The following is a 17,752-nucleotide window of genomic DNA, read 5'->3' as shown; positions in this document are numbered from 1 at the left end:
GATGGCGGCACTGTCCGCCACCGATGCGGGCGCGTCGGTCGCCGTGCATGAGAAGGCCGACCTGCTCGGTGGCACCACCGCACTGTCGAGCGGCGTCGCCTGGCTGCCGGCCAATCGATATGCCGCGGCGGCCGGGGTCACCGACAGCCTCGACGACGGTGTCGCCTACCTGCGGCCCTCGCGAACGGCATGATCCTTCCCGAGAAGGCGGACGCCTTCGTACGGACGGTCGAGCCGACGCTCGACTGGTTGGCGACGTGGATGCCGCTGCGCATGCGGCTGGTACCCGGCTACCCCGATTTCCTGGGCCGTATTCGACCAGTGCAGCGCCTACGACGTACCGGCCGGCGGCGAGATGGCGGCACTGGATCACGCGGGCCGACTCCGTCGCTCACCTGGCCGCCGGGCTGGGTTTGCCCGCCGATGAGCTGGTCCGCACCGTCGATCGCTGGAACGGATAGGTACTGGCACCGGCCCACGCTCCGTCCGGGGGCGTGGGCTCGCGGTCATGCGAACCAGCCACCCACCATCGCGCGCGGCGCGACACCGGGGAGCCGAACCCGATCGTCGGACGGAAGTACCTCCCCGTAGAGGTCCGAACGGGTCGCGTAAACGAACCGAATCCGGCGCGCTGTGAACACCCATCGCCCATCGTGGACAACGTAGAAGTCTTCGTATTCGTGGGCGGCGACGACGACGCCTCGGCCGGTGACGAGTTCGGCGTGCGCGGTCGCGATCCCCTCGCCCGTCTGCCCGGACACGTGCACCACATGCGTCTCCGGCGTATGCAGCATCCGGCGAAAGCCACGCATCGACGCGGCGAGCAGGTCGAGCACCGCCGGCCGCCCGGACGCGATCTCGCCGTCTCGATCAAGCACCGCGTCCGGCGCGAACATCAGTTCCAGCGCGTCGAGGTCGTGCGCGTCCACCGCGATCGCATAGAGACCGGCGAGGTCACGCAGGGACTCGCGGGCCGCCGCAGCACCGCCCTGGGTTACTTCCGTGCGAGCCCGCACCCACGACGACAGGTCACGCATCACACGTCGAAACCGGGAGCGGGCAGGGTCTGGAGAAGGTCCCGCATCCGCTGTGGAATCGGCGCCTTCGCGAAGTCGGCGTCGCGGACCGCGAACACCATCTGCCCCTTGGTGAGCAGTTCACCGTCGCGCGTGAACTCGAACCCCACGGCATACGACGAATTGCCTATCTTGTCGGCGACGGCCTGACAGCGGAGCTTGTCGAGCACCTTCGCCGTCTGCTTGTACTGCGCCGACGAACTGAGCCCGACGGTCAGAACGCCGACCTGGCCGAGGAGATCGCCGCTGCGCAGGCCGTGCGCGGCCAACCAGGTGGAGTAGCAGCGCTCCATCCACCGGTAGTAGATCCCGAAGTAGGCGATGCCGACCGTGTCGCAGTCGCCGTAGGCGAGCTGAAAGTCCAGCGTCCCGTTCGCGATCGGATCGTTATTGCTGTTGTTCGCTGAGGCCATAGTTTCTCTCACTTGTCCATGATCACGGTCGCGGTACCGGACATCACGCGTCCGACACCGTCGACGTCCAACCAGATCTCACACTCGATCCGCTGGCCCTCCGGCCCCTGCACCACCGCGGTGACCTCCGCGCCCGCGCGTACCGTCTGGCCGCCGAACACGTTGCCCAGAAACCGAGCCCGAAACTCGCGAATCCGGTCGCGCCCGCCCGCCCACTGCGCGAGCATCGACTGGATGTATCCCATATTGAGCGGCCCCTGATTGACCGGCGCGTCGCCGAGCCCGAGGTCGGCGACCGCACGTGTGTCCCAGTGGATGGGGTTCGGATCCTCCAGGAGAGCCGCCATGATCTTCATCTTCTCGGCGTCGACGACAATGTCCCGCCCGGTCACGACGTCTCCCACGGCAACGCTCACGACGCGTCCTTCCTCGGTAGCACCAACGAGTTCCAGCACGTGGCGACTTTCTCGTCGCCACGCCACAGATCGAATTCGTAACCGACGATGTCGAACGTTCCGGTCCGTCGGCCCACCTTGCGGTCGAACGACGTGATCGAACCGGTCACCCGGTACCTGCCGTAGGACAGCGGGGCGTGCATCGTCGTTCGGTGCTCGCCGAACATCGGCCCGTCGTCGGCGGTGGCGTCGAACCATGCGAACAATTCGTCCCAGGTCAGGCCTTTTCCGCCGACCGACGCCATCCACGCCAGCACCGGCGGCGGCGTCGGGTCGTACGGGTCGTCGCCGAGGGCATCGGCCAGCAACCACGCCCGCCACGGTGCGATGGTGTATTCGCCGCCGGGAAAGGCGCGGCCGACGATCGACGAGTATCTCTCGGTCTCGTCAGACATTGCCGTCGTGGTCCTCCCAGAAGGGTTCGCGCAGTTCTCGTTTGAGGATCTTGCCGGTCGGCGCCTTGGGCAACTCGTTGACGAACTCGATCGACCGCGGCTTCTGGTAACTCGCGAGATTCGCCTTCGCCTGCTCGATCAACTGCGCTTCGGTGACGTTCTGCCCCGGTTTGAGGACCACGAAGCCTTTGACGGACTCACCCCACTCGTCGTCCGGCACACCGATCACGGCGCATTCCAGCACCGCGGGATGCGTCGCAATGGCCTCCTCGACCTGTACCGAGTAGATGTTCTCCCCACCGGAGATGATCATGTCCTTGGCGCGGTCGACGATGAACACGTACCGCTCGGCGTCCCAGGTCGCGATGTCGCCGGTCCACATCCACCCGTCGCGCAGGGTGCGTTGAGTCTGTTCGGGTTTGTTGAGATAGCCGACCATGTTGGCCGGGCTCTTGACGATGATCTCGCCGGGCGTCTTGTTGTCGCATGCCACCGGGTCGCCGGTGAGCGGGTCGACCACCCGAACCTGTGTGACGAAACCTTCGCGGCCACACGACTTCAAGCGCTCCGGGTGGATGCCCGCAACGGCCTTGAGGTGGTCCTCCTGCGAGAGGAACGTCATCGTCGTGCCCTCGGTCTGCCCGTAGCCCTGGATCAGGGTGCACGGGAAATTGTCGAGCGCCTGTCGCACGATGTTCGATGGCATCGGGCCGCCGCCGTACTGGATGTTGCGCAGACTCGATAAGTCATAGGACGCGAAGTTCTTCTGCGCCATCATCCAGTTCAGCATCGTCGTGACGCCAAGGAACGCCGACACCTTCTCGTTCTCGATCAACTCCAGCGCCAGGGTCGGCTCGAAGTTCATCAGGACCAGCGGGCAACCGTGCTTCAGGTAGTTCATCGCCAGCACGATCGGGATGTGGAACATCTGCCCGGTCAGCATGTAGACGTCGGTCGGCACGATCCGTTCGGCGACGGTCTGGTTCAGCATGCCGGCCGCGGCACTGGCGTGGGTGTGGAGCGCGCCCTTCGACGGCCCCGTCGTGCCACCGGTGTACAGGAGGAAGAACGGGTCGTCGTCGGCGACTGGAATCCGCAGCTCGTCGGTGGATCCCCCGTCGATGAGGTCACCCAGGGTGCCATCGCTTCCGGCACCGAACGACAGCCAGTGCGGAATGTCCAGCCGGCCTTGGAGTTCGGCCATCACACCGGCGAACTCACCTTCGGCGATCAGCACCTTGGGCGCGGCGTCGGTCAGCAGTTCTGCCAACGCCGGCGTCGCGAGACGCCAGTTCAGCGGCTGAGCGACGACTCCAATGCGGCCGGCGGCGAAGTACAGCGCCTGGAATTCGACGCAGTTGCGCGAGATCATGGCGACCACGTCGCCGGGGACCAGACCCAGGGACAACAGCCCGTTGGCCATGCGCCGGACCAACTCGTCGAGTTCGGCCCAGGTGACGCGTCGATCGTTCGGGGCGTCGTAGATCGCCTGGTTGCCGGGGGTGAGGGCAGCCCATTTGGCGGGGATCAATCCCTGATTCATGTCAGTTCCCTAGTGCTTCGTGTCGCAGTGCTGGTATCTGAGTACTACGTGTCGGCGGCATTTCAGTAGGGCCGGTCGAGTTCCAGGTCGAGAACGTTGAGTCGAAGATCATCGTCGCCGACGATCTCGAGACGATAGACGCCCGCACTGAGCACCCGGATCTCACCGTTCTCGGTAGCGAGAAGCGTCAGATAGTGCGTCGTCGTGGTGATTCCGTCCGCGGTGCCGTGGACGATGAGGTTCGAGTTGACGTGTCGGCGTTGGTCGGTCTGCGTCTGCGCGGACTGACGCATCAACGACATGATGGCGTCTTTGCCCTCGAAACTGACCGGGTCGTTGCCGGGCAGTTTCATCCGGAAGACGGCCCCGTCGGTGAAACAGGAGGCGATGCCGTCCATGTCGGCGGTGTCGTATCCGAGCGAGTAGCGGTTGATCAGGTCTTCGACGGCTTCGCGAGTTGGCATGTTCAGTGGCCTTTCGGGTGCGGGTTGGGGATCGGGGTTTTCAGCGTGCTGCGAGGGAACGCAGCCAGGACAGGTCACCGCCGGTCAAGACCGACGGCCAGTCGGCCGGGCGGGGATCGCCGTAGGCGAGGTTGCGGTCATCAGAGGGCATCACCTCGACGTACCGGTCCGCGGGCGTGTAGTAGAAGTACGACATGATGCGGTCGGCGATCCGCCAGCCGTCGGAGGTACGCCGGTACCGGTCGCGGTAGCGGAGCCCGACGATCATCGGGGTGCCGTTGCGGACCACTTCGGCGTGACCGGTCAGCGTGCCAGATGCGACGTCGGAATCGGCGGCGTCGAACTCGACGATGAGCCCGTGTGAATAGTGGAAGGTGGCGCCGAGCGCGTCGAACCGCCCCTGGTAGGTGTCGGTGATCGCGGCCAGCCCGGTCGCGTCGAACACGCCGTCGCCGGACCCGAGGTGCGCGTCGGCGGTGAAGATCCGCGGCAGCGCGTCGAGTTCCCGCTCGTCCATCACGTGGAAGTACAGCAGGACGAGCTCGGCGAGTTCCTGACGGTCCTCGACTCGGCGTAGACGTGCTTGCAGTTCAGCGCTCATCGCGCGATCGCCCCGAAGGAGTCGATGGCGACGGGCGCGAGCATGGCCTCGTCGAACAGTGCGGTGCGGACCACGGCGATCCGCTTGGCGGTGAGGATCCAGCGTTCACCGTCGCGCACCATCGTGTCGTGGTATCGCCCCCAGATCTGGCGTGCGCCACCCGCCGCGTGCGTGGTGATGGCGAGAAACGCCGACCGCACGTCGACGCTGCCGTCGGCGTTGACCGTCGCGACCACGTTGGTCGCCATGTGCTGTGCCACGAGGACGTCGGACGCGGCGAATCGGCGGTACAGATCGAGGAACGCTTCGCGACCGCGCGTGGTCCCGTCCTGCCTGGTCAGTTCGACGTCCTGGCGGACGATCCGCGCCAGACCGTCGATGTCCTTGGCGTCGACGAGAGCTTGGTATTCGTAGAGCAGGCCGGCTGCGGCGTGATGTATCGCGACGGGGTCGTCAGCGTGATGGATCGACATCGGGTTCCCTTCGGTTCAACCGAGTGATGCTGGCAATCATATGCATAGACTATGGCACGGGTCACCACTTCGGACTAACCCGGAAGCGACGATAATCCGTCCGGCACTCGCATAACTCTGATTACTATGCGTATAGTTTGGATCACACGCCCAGTGTGATCCCCACCACCCACAAGCGCAAGCACGCGATGCGTCACGCACCTCAAGGAGCATCGAGAACATGACGAAACCACCGACAACCGTGACCGATTACGAAGTACTCGTCGTCGGTGCCGGCTTCTCGGGCCTGCACTTGCTACACCGCCTCCGCGGGGCAGGCCACCTCGTCCACGTCGTAGAACAAGCACCCGAAGTGGGCGGCACCTGGTACTGGAATCGCTACCCCGGTGCCCGTTGCGACGTCGAGAGCGTCGACTATTCGTACAGTTGGGACGAGGACCTCCAGCAGGAGTGGGACTGGACCGAGAAGTACCCCGCGCAGGGTGACATCCTCGCCTATCTCAAGCACGTAGCCGATCGGTTCGACCTGCGCAAAGACATCGACTTCAACACCACCCTGACCGGCGCGGAATGGGACGAGTCGCAGGGCCTGTGGACCGCGACCGCCGACGACGGCCGGATCTACCGGGCGCGCTATCTGCTGATGGCCGTCGGGTGCCTGTCGGTTCCCAAGGACATCGATCTGCCAGGCTTCGACAAGTTCGCCGGGCCCGTGCTGCGCACCTACGACTGGCCCGAGGGAGAGGACCTGAAAGGCCGGACTGTCGGCGTTATCGGCACCGGCTCGACTGGCGCGCAAGTGATTCCAGCCCTCTCCGAGACCGTCGGCGACCTCACGGTCATCCAGCGCACTCCCAACTTCGTCATCCCTACGCGTAACCGACCGCTGCACGACGGCGAGCTCGAGGAGATCAAGGCCGACTACGCCGATCGTCGAGTCCGCAACCGGTCGCACCCGGCCGGCGTGTTCCGATCCGACAACGAGAAGAACGCGTTCGACGTGGACGCGCAGGAGCGGTACGCGACCTTCCAGGAGCGTTGGGAAGGCGGCGGCATCAACTTCCTCGGCTCGTTCGCCGACCTGATGTTCGACCAGGCCGCCAACGACGCCGTCGCCGAGTTCGTCCACGCCAAGATCGACGAGATCGTCGACGACCCGGCGACCGCAGCTTCTCTCAAACCGCGCAGCTACCCGCTCGGTGCGAAGCGCCCGGTCATTGCCACCGACTACTACGAGACCTACAACAAAGACAACGTCCATCTGGTGGACGTGAAGCGCAACCCTCTCGACACGTTCACCGAGAAGGGTTTCCGACTCGCGGACGGCACCGAGTACGCGATCGACACAATGGTCCTCGCCACCGGCTTCGACGCATTCACCGGCCCCTTCACCAAGATGGATATCCGCGGCACCGACGGCCGCAGCCTGGCGCAGGTCTGGAACCGCGAGGGCGCCAGGACTCAGCTCGGATTCGGCGCTGCCGGCTTCCCGAACATGATCATTGTCGCCGGCGTCGGCAGCCCGTCAGTCCTCGCGAACATGGTCACCGCCATTGAACAGCACGTCGAATGGATCTCCCGCCTGCTCGACACCATGCGCGAGGAGGGCTACACCAAGATCGAAGCGCAGGAGTCGGCCCAAGAGGCCTGGGCGCAGACCGTCGAGGACGTCGCGGCGATGACGCTGTGGCCCAACGGCGACTCCGGATCGTGGTACCGCGGTGCCAACGTCGAGGGCAAGGTGCAGCTATTCATGCCGTACGCGGCCGGCATCGTCGAGTACGGCAATGCGATCGACAAGTCGGCCGAGAACGACTATGAGGGCTTCGTTCTCTCCTGACCAGCGCACATATTTCTCGCCAGACACAACGAGAGGAACCACACATGGCAATCCCCAGCTACGACAAACTGTTCATCGGCGGCGAGTGGGTCGAGCCGGCAACCGATCGCAAGATCGAGGTCGTCTCGCCCATCAACGGCAAGGTGATCGCCACCGTCCCGGAGGCGACCGAAGCCGATATGGATCGCGCCGTCGCGGCCGCCCGCAAGGCCTTCGACGAGGGCCCCTGGCCGCAGATGACACCGGCCGAGCGCGCCGTGTATCTCAAGCGCGTCGGCGAGGAGGTCGTCAAGCGCATCCCGGCGATGTCCGAGGCGTTCACCAACGAGATCGGCGCACCCGCCGCCGTGTCGGCGGCGTTCCACGACAACGCCCGCAAGATGTGGGAGGACTCGGCCACCCTGTACGAGCGGTTCGAGTTCGAAGAGGAGCGCACCTGGCCGGACGGCGGCTCCGGCAAGCTGGTCCGTGAGCCGGTTGGCGTCACCGCCACGATCATCCCGTGGAACGGTCCGGTCGCGACCGGATCCCTGAAGATCGGCCCCGCGCTCGCCGCAGGTTGCACCGTCGTGTTCAAGCCCGCACCGGAGGGACCGGTGAGCGTCATGATGCTCACCGAGGCGTTCGAGGCCGCGGGGCTGCCCGCCGGCGTCGTCAACGTCGTCCCGGCAGGCCGCGAAGGCGGGCAGTACCTGGTCGAGCACCCCGGCGTCGACAAGGTGTCGTTCACCGGTAGCACCGCCGCCGGCCGCAAGATCATGGCGACGGTCGCCGACCGCATCGGCCGCGTCAGCCTCGAGCTGGGCGGCAAGTCGGCCGCGATCATCACCGACGACGTTCCACTGGAGAACGTGCTGCCCACTCTGATCTTCGGTGGCCTCGCGAACTCCGGCCAGGTGTGCGCAGCACTCACCCGTGTCCTGGTGCCGCGCGCGCGTCAGGAGGAGGTGGTCTCAGCCATGGTCGACGCATATCGGGAACTCAAGGTCGGGGACCCCCGCGAAGACGACGTCGTGCTCGGCCCACTGGCCGCCGAGCGCCAACAGAAGCGGGTCCTCGACTACATCGAGATCGGCAAGAACGAGGGCGCCCGGGTCGCGACCGGCGGCGGTGTCCCGGAGGGCCTCGACGAGGGTTACTACGTCGAGCCGACGATCTTCGCCGATGTCACCGCCGACATGCGCATTGCGAAAGAAGAGATCTTCGGGCCGGTGATCAGCGTTATGCCCTACGACACGATCGACGAGGCGGTCGAGATCGCCAACGGCACCGAGTACGGGCTGTCGGGTGCTGTCTACGCCAAGGATGATGCAACCGCGGAAGCGATCGCCCGACGTATCCGCACCGGCCAGATCGGCGTCAACAACTGGGGCATGTGCGTCACCCAGCCGTTCGGCGGCTACAAACAGTCCGGCCTCGGCCGGGAGGGCAATGTCGAGGGCCTCGGCGCGTTCCTCGAGACCAAGTTGATCATGTACTGATCGGCCTACACCTGACAGTTCTTCCCCGTGTTGTGCTCCCTTCCCACCGCTGCAGAGCAAGGGAGGTGCGACAACACGGGGAAGAGTTCTTTCCCGGTCGGCGTGGTCGGCGGGCAGAAGGGCGGATTACTGAAACGCGGCCGACACGAGCGCCACTGGACTGTTCGTGGCCCTCGTCTCGGCCGCCTCGATGCGCGCGAAACCTCAGTCGTCGATGACAGTGAGCGCGACTTCTGGGCATGATTCGACGCCGAGCATGGCGCCGTCTTCGAGCTCCTCCGGAATCTCACCGGTGAAGCGGACGACGACCTGCCCTTCATCGTCGGTGTCGTACACCTCCGCAGCCGACATCCGGCATAGGCCGTGGCCCTGACACTTCGACTGATCTGCCTGAATCCTCATCTTTCTGACCTTCCCTTCATGAGCCGTGACCAGTTGTCGAACTCCGCCGCCCGGGCCGATCCCGACTCAGCACTTGACGTCCAACTAGTAATAACTATTATCATAGTATTAGGTGAGACGGCACACATTAAGGAGAGCAAAGTGACCAACAAGGCCCGCTGCCCGGTTGCCCAGTTCGATCATCATTCGCCTGAGCACACCGAGAGCCATGTCGCAATCTACAAGAAGCTGCGCGACGAGACGCCGGTCGCTTGGAGCGAATCTCACGGCGGCTTCTGGGTGCTGTCCGACTACGCCTCGGTGTACGAGGCGTCGCGCGACGACGACATGTTCTCGTCGGCACGACATGACGAGTACGGCGGACCAGGGCTGGCCGTGACCGTCCCGAAGGCGCCAACCCAGTTCCACATCCCGATCGAGATCGACCCGCCGAACTCGGCGCCTTACCGCAAGCTCATCAACAAGGTGACTGCGCCGAAGGCCGCCGAGAAGCTGCAACCCCTGATCAAGCACTACGTCACCGGCATCCTCGACTCGGTGATCGAGTCCGGGGAGGCCGATCTGGCGATCGTGGCCGGCGTGCCCGCGATGGTCACCGTGGACTGGCTGGGCCTCGATCCGGCCGACTACAAGATGTACGTCGACGCGATGCACACCCTGGTCTCCGCCGCACCGGACTCTCCGGAGTACCGCCATGCCGCCGACGTCGCCGTCCCGCAGGTGGAGCGGACTGTACGTGCCCACATCGCCCACCGCCGCGACAACCCGACCGACGACATCACCACGTACTTCATCGACTCCGACGTCAACGAACGAAAGATGACCGACGACGAGATCTACTCGATCCTCGAACTCATCATCTCCGGTGGCGTCGGCACCACGGCGTCCCTGGTCACCCAGTCGCTGGTGTGGCTGTATCAGAACCCTGAGGTCCGCACCCAGCTCATCGAAGAGCCGTCGATGCTCGATGTCGCCATCGAAGAGTTCCTGCGCGTGTTCTCGCCGACGCAGGCGCTCGGCCGCACCATCATGGAAGACGCGGACTTCCACGGCTGCCCGGTCCGCAAGGGTGACCGCGCATTGCTGTCCTGGGCGTCGGCGAATCGCGACCAGGAGCAGTTCGCCGATCCTGACGAGGTCGACATCACGCGTTGGCCCAACCGCCACATCGCGTTTGGAGTGGGCGTGCATCGTTGCGCGGGCCTGTACATCGCAAAAGGCCTCGCTCGAGAGATCTTCACGCAGGTCTTCGAGCGCATGGGCGACTACGTCGTCGACCTCGAGAACATGGTGACCTATCCCGACCAGGGCACCAACGCCGGCTTCCACTCGATCCCGGTCACGTTCACGCCGGGTGAGCGCCTCCTGGGCGACACGCCGATGTTCGCCGAGCACTACTCGAAGGCCTGATGAGCGTGATGGTCGCCGATGGCGGCGCCGTTGGGCTCGACGGTCGGATCGTGGTGGTCGGCGGGGGCCTGGCCACCGCACGCGTCATCTCGACCTTGCGCCGCAAGAAGGTGACCGGGCCGATCGACGTGGTCGCGGCCGAGCAGCATCTGCCCTATGACCGACCGCCGTTGTCGAAGGACGTACTCGTCGGGGCGAAGGACAGCTCGGCTCTGCGTTTCGACCCGGAGAAGCTGGACGTCACCGTCCACACCGGGCGAGTCGCGACGGGCGTGGACACCCGGGCGCGGATGCTGCACACCGATCAGGGCGACCTGCCGTTCGACGGCCTGGTCATCGCGACCGGCGCCGACCCGATCCGGCTGCCGGGCACCGGTGAACAGTTCACCCTGCGCACCATCGACGACGCGCTGGCTCTGCGCGACCGTCTGACTCCGGGCGCCCGGGTGGTGATCATCGGCGCCAGCTGGATCGGCGCCGAGGTCGCGACGACAGCGCTGGCCCGCGGCTGCGCGGTGACCTGCCTGGAGTACTCGCCGACCCCGCTGACGAGAGCCCTCGGCACAGACGTGGCAGGCCGTCTCCTGCCATGGTGGTCGGACATCGATCTGCGGTGCGAAACTTCGGTGAGGGAAGTCGCCGACGGGGGCGTCGTGCTCGACGACGGCACGATCATCCCCGCCGACGTCGTTGTCACCGGGATCGGTGTCCGCCCGGCGGTCGGCTGGCTCGGCGGCTCCGATGTAGAAGTAGACCGCGGCGTGATCACCGACGAATACTGCCGGACGTCCGTACCCGGCGTCGTCGCGCTCGGCGACGCCGCAGAGCGCTGGTCGCCGCGGGCGGACCGGCATCTGGTCACCGAGCACTGGGACGACGCAGGCGGCGCGGCCACGACCGCGGCCTTGGCGCTGCTCGGTGAGACGCAGGCCTACGATCCGGTGCCGTACTTCTGGTCGGATCAGTTCGGTCACAAGGTCCAGTACGTCGGCGCGCACGAGCCCGAGGACGTCGCACACATCACCACCACGTCGGACTCGGATGCCCTCGACACGGTCAGCTGGATCTCGCCGGGCGGCACACTCACCGCATGGTTGGGGGTCGACCGCCCGCGCGATGTGATCCCCGCTCGGCTGGCGATCGGATCGCCTGCCGCAGACTTCGCCGCCGCTCAAGCATGAATGACATCAACCTGAAGGAGGTGCGCCGATGACCGGCGTGAACGTTACTCGGCAAGACGACGTGGTCTGGGTGGAGCTGAACCGCCCGGAACGCTTGAACGCCTACGACATCGATATGGCCCGCGCAATGATCGACGCGTTCTCGTCGGCGTCGGACGCCTATGCTGTCGTCCTGACCGGCGCGGGCCGCGGATTCTGTGCGGGCGGCGCACTCGACCAGCTCGACGACCCGGACCCCGCGCTGCTGCGTGAGCTGTTCACCGCATCGCTGCAGGTGTGCGATGCGATCCGCAGCTGCCCGCGACCGGTGATCGCGGCGGTGAACGGTTCTGCTGCAGGCGGTGGCAATGAGCTGGTGATCGCGTGCGACTTCGCGATCGCAGCCGAGAAGGCGACCTTCGGCCAGACCGGACCGCGCGTCGGGTCGTCGCCGGTTCTCGGTGCGACGAATGTGCTTCCGATCCAGATCGGCGAGAAACGGGCCAAAGAGATGGCGATGCTGTGCCGTCGCTACACGGCGCAGCAGGCGCTCGACCTCGGCCTGATCAACGAGGTGGTGCCGGGTGACCAATTGCGCACACGCGTCGGTGAGTGGATCGACGAGATCAAGGCACTCAGCCCGCGCTACCTCGAAATCACCAAGTTGAGCAGCAATCTGTACTGGAACACCGCGCAGGATTCCATGCGCAATGGTCTGGGCATGCTGCTGCAGGCCATCGGCAGTCCCGACATGGTCGAGGGTGCCGGCGCATTCCTCGAAGGTCGGACGGCACAGTTCCCACCGCCGCCTCGTCCGCGCTCGGCCCAGTGATCCGATTTTCCCGTCGACGAACATCACCAGGAGTGTGAGACGCACATGTCCGCAACCGACTACGACCTGACCGGCAAGGTCGCACTGGTCACCGGCGGCAGCCGCGGCCTGGGTCGCGCGATGACCCAGGCTCTCGCCGAGGCCGGCGCCGACGTCGTGATCGCCAGCCGCAAACTCGATGCGTGCGAGGTGGCCGCGGCCGAGGTTCGGGAATCCACCGGGCGTCGTGCCCTGCCGTTGGCGTACCACGTCGGCAACTGGGACGACGCCCAGCCGACCGTCGACGCCGTGGTCGAAGAGTTCGGACGCCTCGACATCCTGATCAACAACGCGGGCATGTCACCGCTGTACGACGGTGTCGAGACGATCACCGAAGCATTGTGGGACAAGGTCTTCGACGTGAATCTGAAGGGCCCGTTCCGTCTGTCGATCGCCGCGGGCGAACAGATGCGCACACAGGGCGGCGGTTCGATCATCGGCATCAGCAGTCGCGCGTCGGAGCGTCCCCGCCCCCATACCCTGCCCTACGCGTCGGCGAAGGCCGGGTTGAACGCGCTCACAATCGCGCTCGCACACGCCTTGGGGCCCGAGGTGCGTGTCAACGCGATCATCGCCGGCACGTTTCTCACCGATGTCAGCAAATCGTGGGACGCCGAAGCGTTCGCCAAACGCGCCGAGACGTTCGCGCTAGGACGCGGCGGTGATCCCGCCGAGATCACCGGCGCCGCGCTATATCTCGCCAGCGATGCCAGTTCGTACACGACTGGGTCGATGCTCACAGTCGACGGCGGACAGCCCTGACCCACCTTTCACTCGTCACCCCGCACACACTTCACGAAGGAGAACGCATGCCAGGCCTCTGGTACGAAGAGTTCGAGATCGGCAAGGAATACAAGCACGCCTGGTCGCGGACGGTCACCGAATACGACAACGTCCTGTTCACGTCTATCACCATGAATCCCGCCCCGATACACCTCGACGCCGAGTACATGGCGACCCAGCCGCACGGTCAGCGCCTGATGAACAGCCTCTACACCGCGGGCCTCGTCGGCGGCATGATCGTCTATGACCTGACGATGGGCACCACCCTCGGCAACCTCGGCTACACCAAGTTCGACTTCCCCAAGCCCGTTTTCCACGGCGATACGATCCGCGCCGAGAGCACCATCCTCGACAAGCGTGAGTCGAAGAGTCGCACCGACTCCGGCATCGTCTATTTCGAGCACCGCGGTCTCAACCAGCGCGACGAGATCGTGCACATCTGCCACCGTGCCGGCCTGATGCTCAAGAAGCCGACGAACGCCTGACGCGTACACATCGAAAGACAAGCGCCCGACCGCCCTTGGCGGTCGGGCGGCTTTCGAGTTCAGGACCGACGACATGCCGAGCCGACGCAGCGCTACTTGACGAGCACACCCGCATCGATCGGCATCGCCACTCCGGTCACGTACCGAGCCTGCGGGCCGGTCAGGAAGACTATCGCGTTGCTGACGTCGTCCACCTCGACATAGGGGATGTCCAGCACATGCATACCCCGCATGATCGGCTCGACCTGCTCGCGGGTCGGGTTCGCGGCGTCGGGCAGGAAGAGCCGGTAAATGGCGTCATTGAGCAACATCGTCGTATCGACGTTGGTCGGCAACACCGCGTTCACCCGGATCCCGTCCGGTCCGAGTTCATTGGCGAGACTGCGCATGATGCCGAGGACGCCGTGTTTCGCGGCCGCGTAGTGCGCGTTGTTCGGCAGTCCCTTGAGGCCGGCCACCGAACTGGTGAGCACGATCGAACCGCCGTCGCCGGTGGCACGCAGATGTGGCACCGAGGCCTTCACCGTGTTCCACACGCCGGTGAGGTTGATGTCGATCATGTCGCGCCAGATCTCATCGGTGAGGTCGTCCACTGGAAAGCTGCCCGCGATGCCCGCGTTGGCGACGACGATGTCGAGGCGACCGAATGTCGCGACGCCCTCCGCAAGCACCGACGCCACCGCCGCAGAGTCGCGCACGTCGGCCTGCCGAACGTGGATCCTGCGTCCCTCCGCCTCGACGAGGCGCACCGTCTCGTCGAGATCGTCGGGCCGCGCCATGGCGTACGGCGCACCGCCGACCGGCGCACACAGGTCGAGCGCGATGATGTCGGCACCTTCCCGAGCCAGCCGAATCGCATGATTGCGTCCCTGGCCTCGCGCCGCGCCGGTGATGAAGGCAACTGCATCCGACACCGTGTCAGCCACTATCTCCCCGTCCCGGCAGGTGCCTTGAAGTCCACGCTCTGCAGGTCTGCCAACGGCTCGACGACCTCGCGGCCAACCCGCTCCAGGTAGGCCGCGGTCGCCTCGGCGTCCATCCCGGGCCAGTGCGGGCGGACCAGGATCGGGCCGACCGGCAGGCGTCCGGCGATGTCGCGGATCTGTTGGCGCACCTGCTCACCCGAGCCGAGCAGGACGTGATCCTTCACGTTCTCCAGGAACTCGCGCTCCACGCGGTCCTTGTCGAGCAGACCCATGCCCTGCCCCGCGTACGAGACGTACTTGACGCGGGCGACGCGGGCAAAGTCGTCGAGCGCCTGATCGAAGGTGTCGGCGACCTGCAGTTCCCGACGCAGCGGGAACTTGGAAAGCGGCAGGCCGAGCGCGCGGCGCTCGTCGACGTACAGGTCGATGAGGTCCTCGACCTGTTCGACGGTCTGCTGGGGAGTGATGGTCCACACGTCGCCGTGCCGTGCCGCCCGACGGACGCCCTGCTCCTTCATCGCGCCGAGCCAGATCGGCGGACGCGGCTTCTGGATCGGGTGCAGATGCGTCGGCCGGTCTTCGACCTGCCAGAACTTTCCGTGAAAGGTCACCCGGTCCTGCGTCCACAACTGCGTCATCAGCTCGATCTGCTCTTCGAGAAGGCTGTAGCGCTTCTTGTAGGGACGATCGAAGACTTCGTACTCGTGGTCCAGGTAGCCGGTGCCGATCCCGACGACGAGCATGCCCTTTGTGATGACGTCGAGGGTCGCGAGGTCCTCCGCGAGTTGCACCGGGTGGCTCAGCGGACCGATCAGGACCGTGGTGCCGATCCGGACGTCGTCGTTCAATTCGGCGGCGAGACGAGCCAGCAGCGGGATCGGCTGGAACCAGCGGAAATCCTGATACAGGAAGTGCTGGCCGATCGTCAGGTATTTGAACCCCGCCAGCTGCGCCGCCTCCACCTTGCGAAGCATCAGATCGAGATGCTCTTGCGGAGGTGTCGAGACCGGCTGGTCTCCCATCAGAATGCCGAAATCCACGTCGTTCCTTTCGCAGCACTATCAATGACCGGGCGGACATATGCGGTGACTCGCCACATACACGGCATCGACATATGACTGTCGTCTCACCATTCACCGTAGTCGACCATGATCATGAATATCAACTATTTGGCCCCTCAACCCCTTGGCTGGTGCGCTTCAATCATGATAATAGTTATGGTGGTACAACTCACTCACCACATCGTCCCTGAAGCACGTCGCCGAAAAGGAAGTTCACCGATGGCCACGACCACCACCCCGACTGAGACCGTCGACGCCGTCGTGATCGGCGCCGGCTTCGCCGGCATCTACATGGTCCACAAGCTCAACGAACTCGGCCTGATGGTCCGCGGCTTCGAGGCGGGCGACGGCGTCGGCGGCACCTGGTTCTGGAACCGCTACCCTGGCGCCCGCTGCGACGTGATCAGCATGGAATACGCCTACACGTTCTCCCCCGAGCTCATCGAGGAGTGGAACTGGACCGAGCGGTACCCGGCCCAGCCCGAGATCCTGCGCTACCTGAACTTCGCCGCCGATCGCCTCGGCGTGAAACCGCATTTCCGGTTCTCCACGCGGGTCGTCTCGGCCTGGTTCGACGACGACGCGAACCAATGGGAGATCACCACCGACGATGGCTCGGTCACCCGCGCCAAGTACTTCATCACCGCGGTCGGCTGTCTGTCGACGTCGATGACCCCCGATTTCCCCGGCCTGTCCGACTACGCCGGCGAGGTGTACCACACCGCGGACTGGCCGGCCGACGGCGTCGACTTCGCCGGCAAGCGAGTGGGCGTCATCGGCACCGGTTCGTCGGGCGTGCAGGTGATCCCCCTCGTCGCGCAGCAGGCCGCGCACCTCACCGTATTCCAGCGGACCCCGGCCTTCAGCCTGGCCTGCGGTAATCGGCCACTCACCGAGCAGGAACTGCAGGACTTCAAGGACAACATCGACGACCACAAGGTCCGCTCCCGGGCCAGCGGCACCGGCCAGTACACCGACACGCTCGAGTGCAATGCCCTCGACCACACTCCCGAGCGTCGCCACGCGATCTACGAGGAACGGTGGGGCCGGCACCGCGCGATCGACCTCATCGCGTGCTACCCGGACCTGTTCGCCAGCCGGGAGGCCAACGAGACGATCGCCGAGTTCTTCCGCGGCAAGATCCGCGCCACGGTCACCGACCCCGGCCTCGCCGAAAAGCTCACGCCGCGCACCTACCCGCTCGGAGCCAAGCGAATCACGCTGGACACCAACTACTTCGAGACCTACAACCGCGACGACGTCGACCTAGTAAGCCTCCGTGAGCAGCCACTGCAGACGTTCACCACCACCGGCATCCGCGCCGGCGACACCGACTACGACCTCGACGCGGTTGTCTTGGCAACCGGATTCGACGCCATCACCGGTCCGCTACTGAAGATCGACATCCGCGGCATCGGCGGGCGCACCCTGCAGGACAAGTGGGCCGACGGCCCGACGACCTACCTCGGTGTGGCCGTCGACGAGTTCCCGAACATGTTCATGCTCACCGGCCCGGGCAGCCCCAACGTGCTCACCAACGTCGTGTGCGCGATCGAACAGCACGTCGAGTGGACCGGCGACTTCATCACCGACCTGGAAAAGCGCGGCGCCGCCCGCGTCGCCCCCGTGGCCGCAGACGCACAGAAGTGGACCGCCGACGCCGTCGAATTGGCCGACGGCACCCTCTACCCCGAGGGCGAGTCCTGGTACACCGGCGTCAACATCCCCGGCAAGCCTCGGGTCATCATGTCCTACGTCGGCGGACTCGACGTGTACCGCCAGATCTGCGACGACGTCGCCGCCAACGACTACCGGGGTTTCGCGGTGTCCTGAGGGGGACGCATTCGGCCTCCTGATTGACGACTGCACGCGGCGGACGTCGAGGGAGCAATCCCGCCTGTCACGATCATCAC

The 17,752-nt window shown here is 65.5% G+C and carries 20 protein-coding genes; 9 read left to right on the top strand and 11 right to left on the bottom strand.

Annotation, left to right across the window (positions count from 1 at the left end; translation table 11 throughout):
• The first annotated feature begins 1 nt into the window (after position 1).
• Positions 2-193, top strand: coding sequence for an FAD-binding protein (locus tag ACPXCG_RS07240; RefSeq protein ID WP_425790610.1), 192 nt, complete (start codon positions 2-4; stop codon positions 191-193).
• A 313-nt stretch (positions 194-506) separates the two neighbouring features.
• Here the strand turns inward: ACPXCG_RS07240 and ACPXCG_RS07235 are convergent, their stop codons facing one another.
• From ACPXCG_RS07235 to ACPXCG_RS07200, 8 genes are all read right to left on the bottom strand, one after another.
• Complete coding sequence (locus ACPXCG_RS07235; RefSeq protein ID WP_425790608.1) at positions 507-1,037, bottom strand: nuclear transport factor 2 family protein; 531 nt, start codon at positions 1,035-1,037, stop codon at positions 507-509.
• Positions 1,037-1,489: an acyl-CoA thioesterase gene (locus ACPXCG_RS07230; RefSeq protein WP_425790606.1), complete on the bottom strand. Its 453-nt coding sequence runs from the start codon at positions 1,487-1,489 to the stop codon at positions 1,037-1,039. Before ACPXCG_RS07230 ends, ACPXCG_RS07235 begins: the two co-directional genes overlap by 1 nt.
• Positions 1,490-1,497: 8 nt before the next feature.
• Entirely contained in the window at positions 1,498-1,905 is a 408-nt protein-coding gene (locus tag ACPXCG_RS07225) for a MaoC family dehydratase (RefSeq protein ID WP_425790604.1), read from the bottom strand.
• Positions 1,902-2,339 (bottom strand): hypothetical protein, encoded by a 438-nt coding sequence (locus tag ACPXCG_RS07220; RefSeq protein ID WP_425790602.1) that lies wholly within the window; start codon positions 2,337-2,339, stop codon positions 1,902-1,904. Before ACPXCG_RS07220 ends, ACPXCG_RS07225 begins: the two co-directional genes overlap by 4 nt.
• Positions 2,332-3,882, bottom strand: coding sequence for an AMP-binding protein (locus tag ACPXCG_RS07215; RefSeq protein WP_425790600.1), 1,551 nt, complete (start codon positions 3,880-3,882; stop codon positions 2,332-2,334). Before ACPXCG_RS07215 ends, ACPXCG_RS07220 begins: the two co-directional genes overlap by 8 nt.
• Positions 3,883-3,944: 62 nt before the next feature.
• The gene (locus ACPXCG_RS07210) at positions 3,945-4,346 is read right to left on the bottom strand and encodes a nuclear transport factor 2 family protein (RefSeq protein ID WP_425790598.1); all 402 of its coding nucleotides are present in this window, start codon (positions 4,344-4,346) and stop codon (positions 3,945-3,947) included.
• A 40-nt stretch (positions 4,347-4,386) separates the two neighbouring features.
• The gene (locus ACPXCG_RS07205; RefSeq protein ID WP_425790596.1) at positions 4,387-4,947 is read right to left on the bottom strand and encodes a nuclear transport factor 2 family protein; all 561 of its coding nucleotides are present in this window, start codon (positions 4,945-4,947) and stop codon (positions 4,387-4,389) included.
• Positions 4,944-5,420: a nuclear transport factor 2 family protein gene (locus tag ACPXCG_RS07200; protein ID WP_425790594.1), complete on the bottom strand. Its 477-nt coding sequence runs from the start codon at positions 5,418-5,420 to the stop codon at positions 4,944-4,946. Before ACPXCG_RS07200 ends, ACPXCG_RS07205 begins: the two co-directional genes overlap by 4 nt.
• Before the next feature lie 220 nt (positions 5,421-5,640).
• Here ACPXCG_RS07200 and ACPXCG_RS07195 point away from each other — a divergent pair, with 220 nt between their 5' ends.
• The gene (locus ACPXCG_RS07195; RefSeq protein ID WP_425790592.1) at positions 5,641-7,260 is read left to right on the top strand and encodes a flavin-containing monooxygenase; all 1,620 of its coding nucleotides are present in this window, start codon (positions 5,641-5,643) and stop codon (positions 7,258-7,260) included.
• Between the two features lie 44 nt (positions 7,261-7,304).
• Positions 7,305-8,741 (top strand): aldehyde dehydrogenase, encoded by a 1,437-nt coding sequence (locus tag ACPXCG_RS07190; protein WP_425790590.1) that lies wholly within the window; start codon positions 7,305-7,307, stop codon positions 8,739-8,741.
• 204 nt (positions 8,742-8,945) lie between these two features.
• Here ACPXCG_RS07190 and ACPXCG_RS07185 read toward each other — a convergent pair whose 3' ends face one another.
• Positions 8,946-9,143, bottom strand: coding sequence for a ferredoxin (locus ACPXCG_RS07185; protein WP_425790588.1), 198 nt, complete (start codon positions 9,141-9,143; stop codon positions 8,946-8,948).
• A 141-nt stretch (positions 9,144-9,284) separates the two neighbouring features.
• Between ACPXCG_RS07185 and ACPXCG_RS07180 the strand changes: the two genes are divergently transcribed.
• The 5 genes from ACPXCG_RS07180 to ACPXCG_RS07160 are packed head-to-tail and all read left to right on the top strand — an operon-like array spanning position 9,285 to position 13,852.
• On the top strand, positions 9,285-10,553 hold the full coding sequence (locus tag ACPXCG_RS07180; RefSeq protein ID WP_425790586.1) for a cytochrome P450: 1,269 nt from the start codon (positions 9,285-9,287) through the stop codon (positions 10,551-10,553).
• Positions 10,553-11,734: an NAD(P)/FAD-dependent oxidoreductase gene (locus ACPXCG_RS07175; RefSeq protein ID WP_425790584.1), complete on the top strand. Its 1,182-nt coding sequence runs from the start codon at positions 10,553-10,555 to the stop codon at positions 11,732-11,734. Before ACPXCG_RS07180 ends, ACPXCG_RS07175 begins: the two co-directional genes overlap by 1 nt.
• A 28-nt stretch (positions 11,735-11,762) precedes the next feature.
• Positions 11,763-12,545: an enoyl-CoA hydratase/isomerase family protein gene (locus tag ACPXCG_RS07170; protein WP_425790582.1), complete on the top strand. Its 783-nt coding sequence runs from the start codon at positions 11,763-11,765 to the stop codon at positions 12,543-12,545.
• Positions 12,546-12,590: 45 nt separating this feature from the next.
• Positions 12,591-13,346, top strand: coding sequence for an SDR family NAD(P)-dependent oxidoreductase (locus ACPXCG_RS07165; protein ID WP_425790580.1), 756 nt, complete (start codon positions 12,591-12,593; stop codon positions 13,344-13,346).
• A 47-nt stretch (positions 13,347-13,393) separates the two neighbouring features.
• Positions 13,394-13,852 (top strand): MaoC family dehydratase, encoded by a 459-nt coding sequence (locus ACPXCG_RS07160; RefSeq protein ID WP_267629964.1) that lies wholly within the window; start codon positions 13,394-13,396, stop codon positions 13,850-13,852.
• 92 nt (positions 13,853-13,944) lie between these two features.
• Here the strand turns inward: ACPXCG_RS07160 and ACPXCG_RS07155 are convergent, their stop codons facing one another.
• Entirely contained in the window at positions 13,945-14,778 is an 834-nt protein-coding gene (locus ACPXCG_RS07155) for a mycofactocin-coupled SDR family oxidoreductase (protein WP_425790577.1), read from the bottom strand.
• Positions 14,778-15,818 carry an LLM class flavin-dependent oxidoreductase gene (locus tag ACPXCG_RS07150; RefSeq protein WP_425790575.1) on the bottom strand — a complete coding sequence of 347 codons (1,041 nt, stop codon included), beginning with the start codon at positions 15,816-15,818 and terminating at the stop codon, positions 14,778-14,780. The genes ACPXCG_RS07155 and ACPXCG_RS07150 overlap by 1 nt, the downstream gene beginning before the upstream one ends.
• A 240-nt stretch (positions 15,819-16,058) precedes the next feature.
• On the opposite strand from ACPXCG_RS07150, the gene ACPXCG_RS07145 reads away from it, so the two are divergent.
• Complete coding sequence (locus tag ACPXCG_RS07145) at positions 16,059-17,672, top strand: flavin-containing monooxygenase (RefSeq protein WP_425790573.1); 1,614 nt, start codon at positions 16,059-16,061, stop codon at positions 17,670-17,672.
• Positions 17,673-17,752 lie beyond the last annotated feature (80 nt).

The sequence above is a fragment of the Gordonia sp. DT218 genome (assembly GCF_049847105.1).
Lineage (GTDB): Bacteria > Actinomycetota > Actinomycetes > Mycobacteriales > Mycobacteriaceae > Gordonia.
This window is presented reverse-complemented; position numbering and strand designations above follow the sequence as displayed.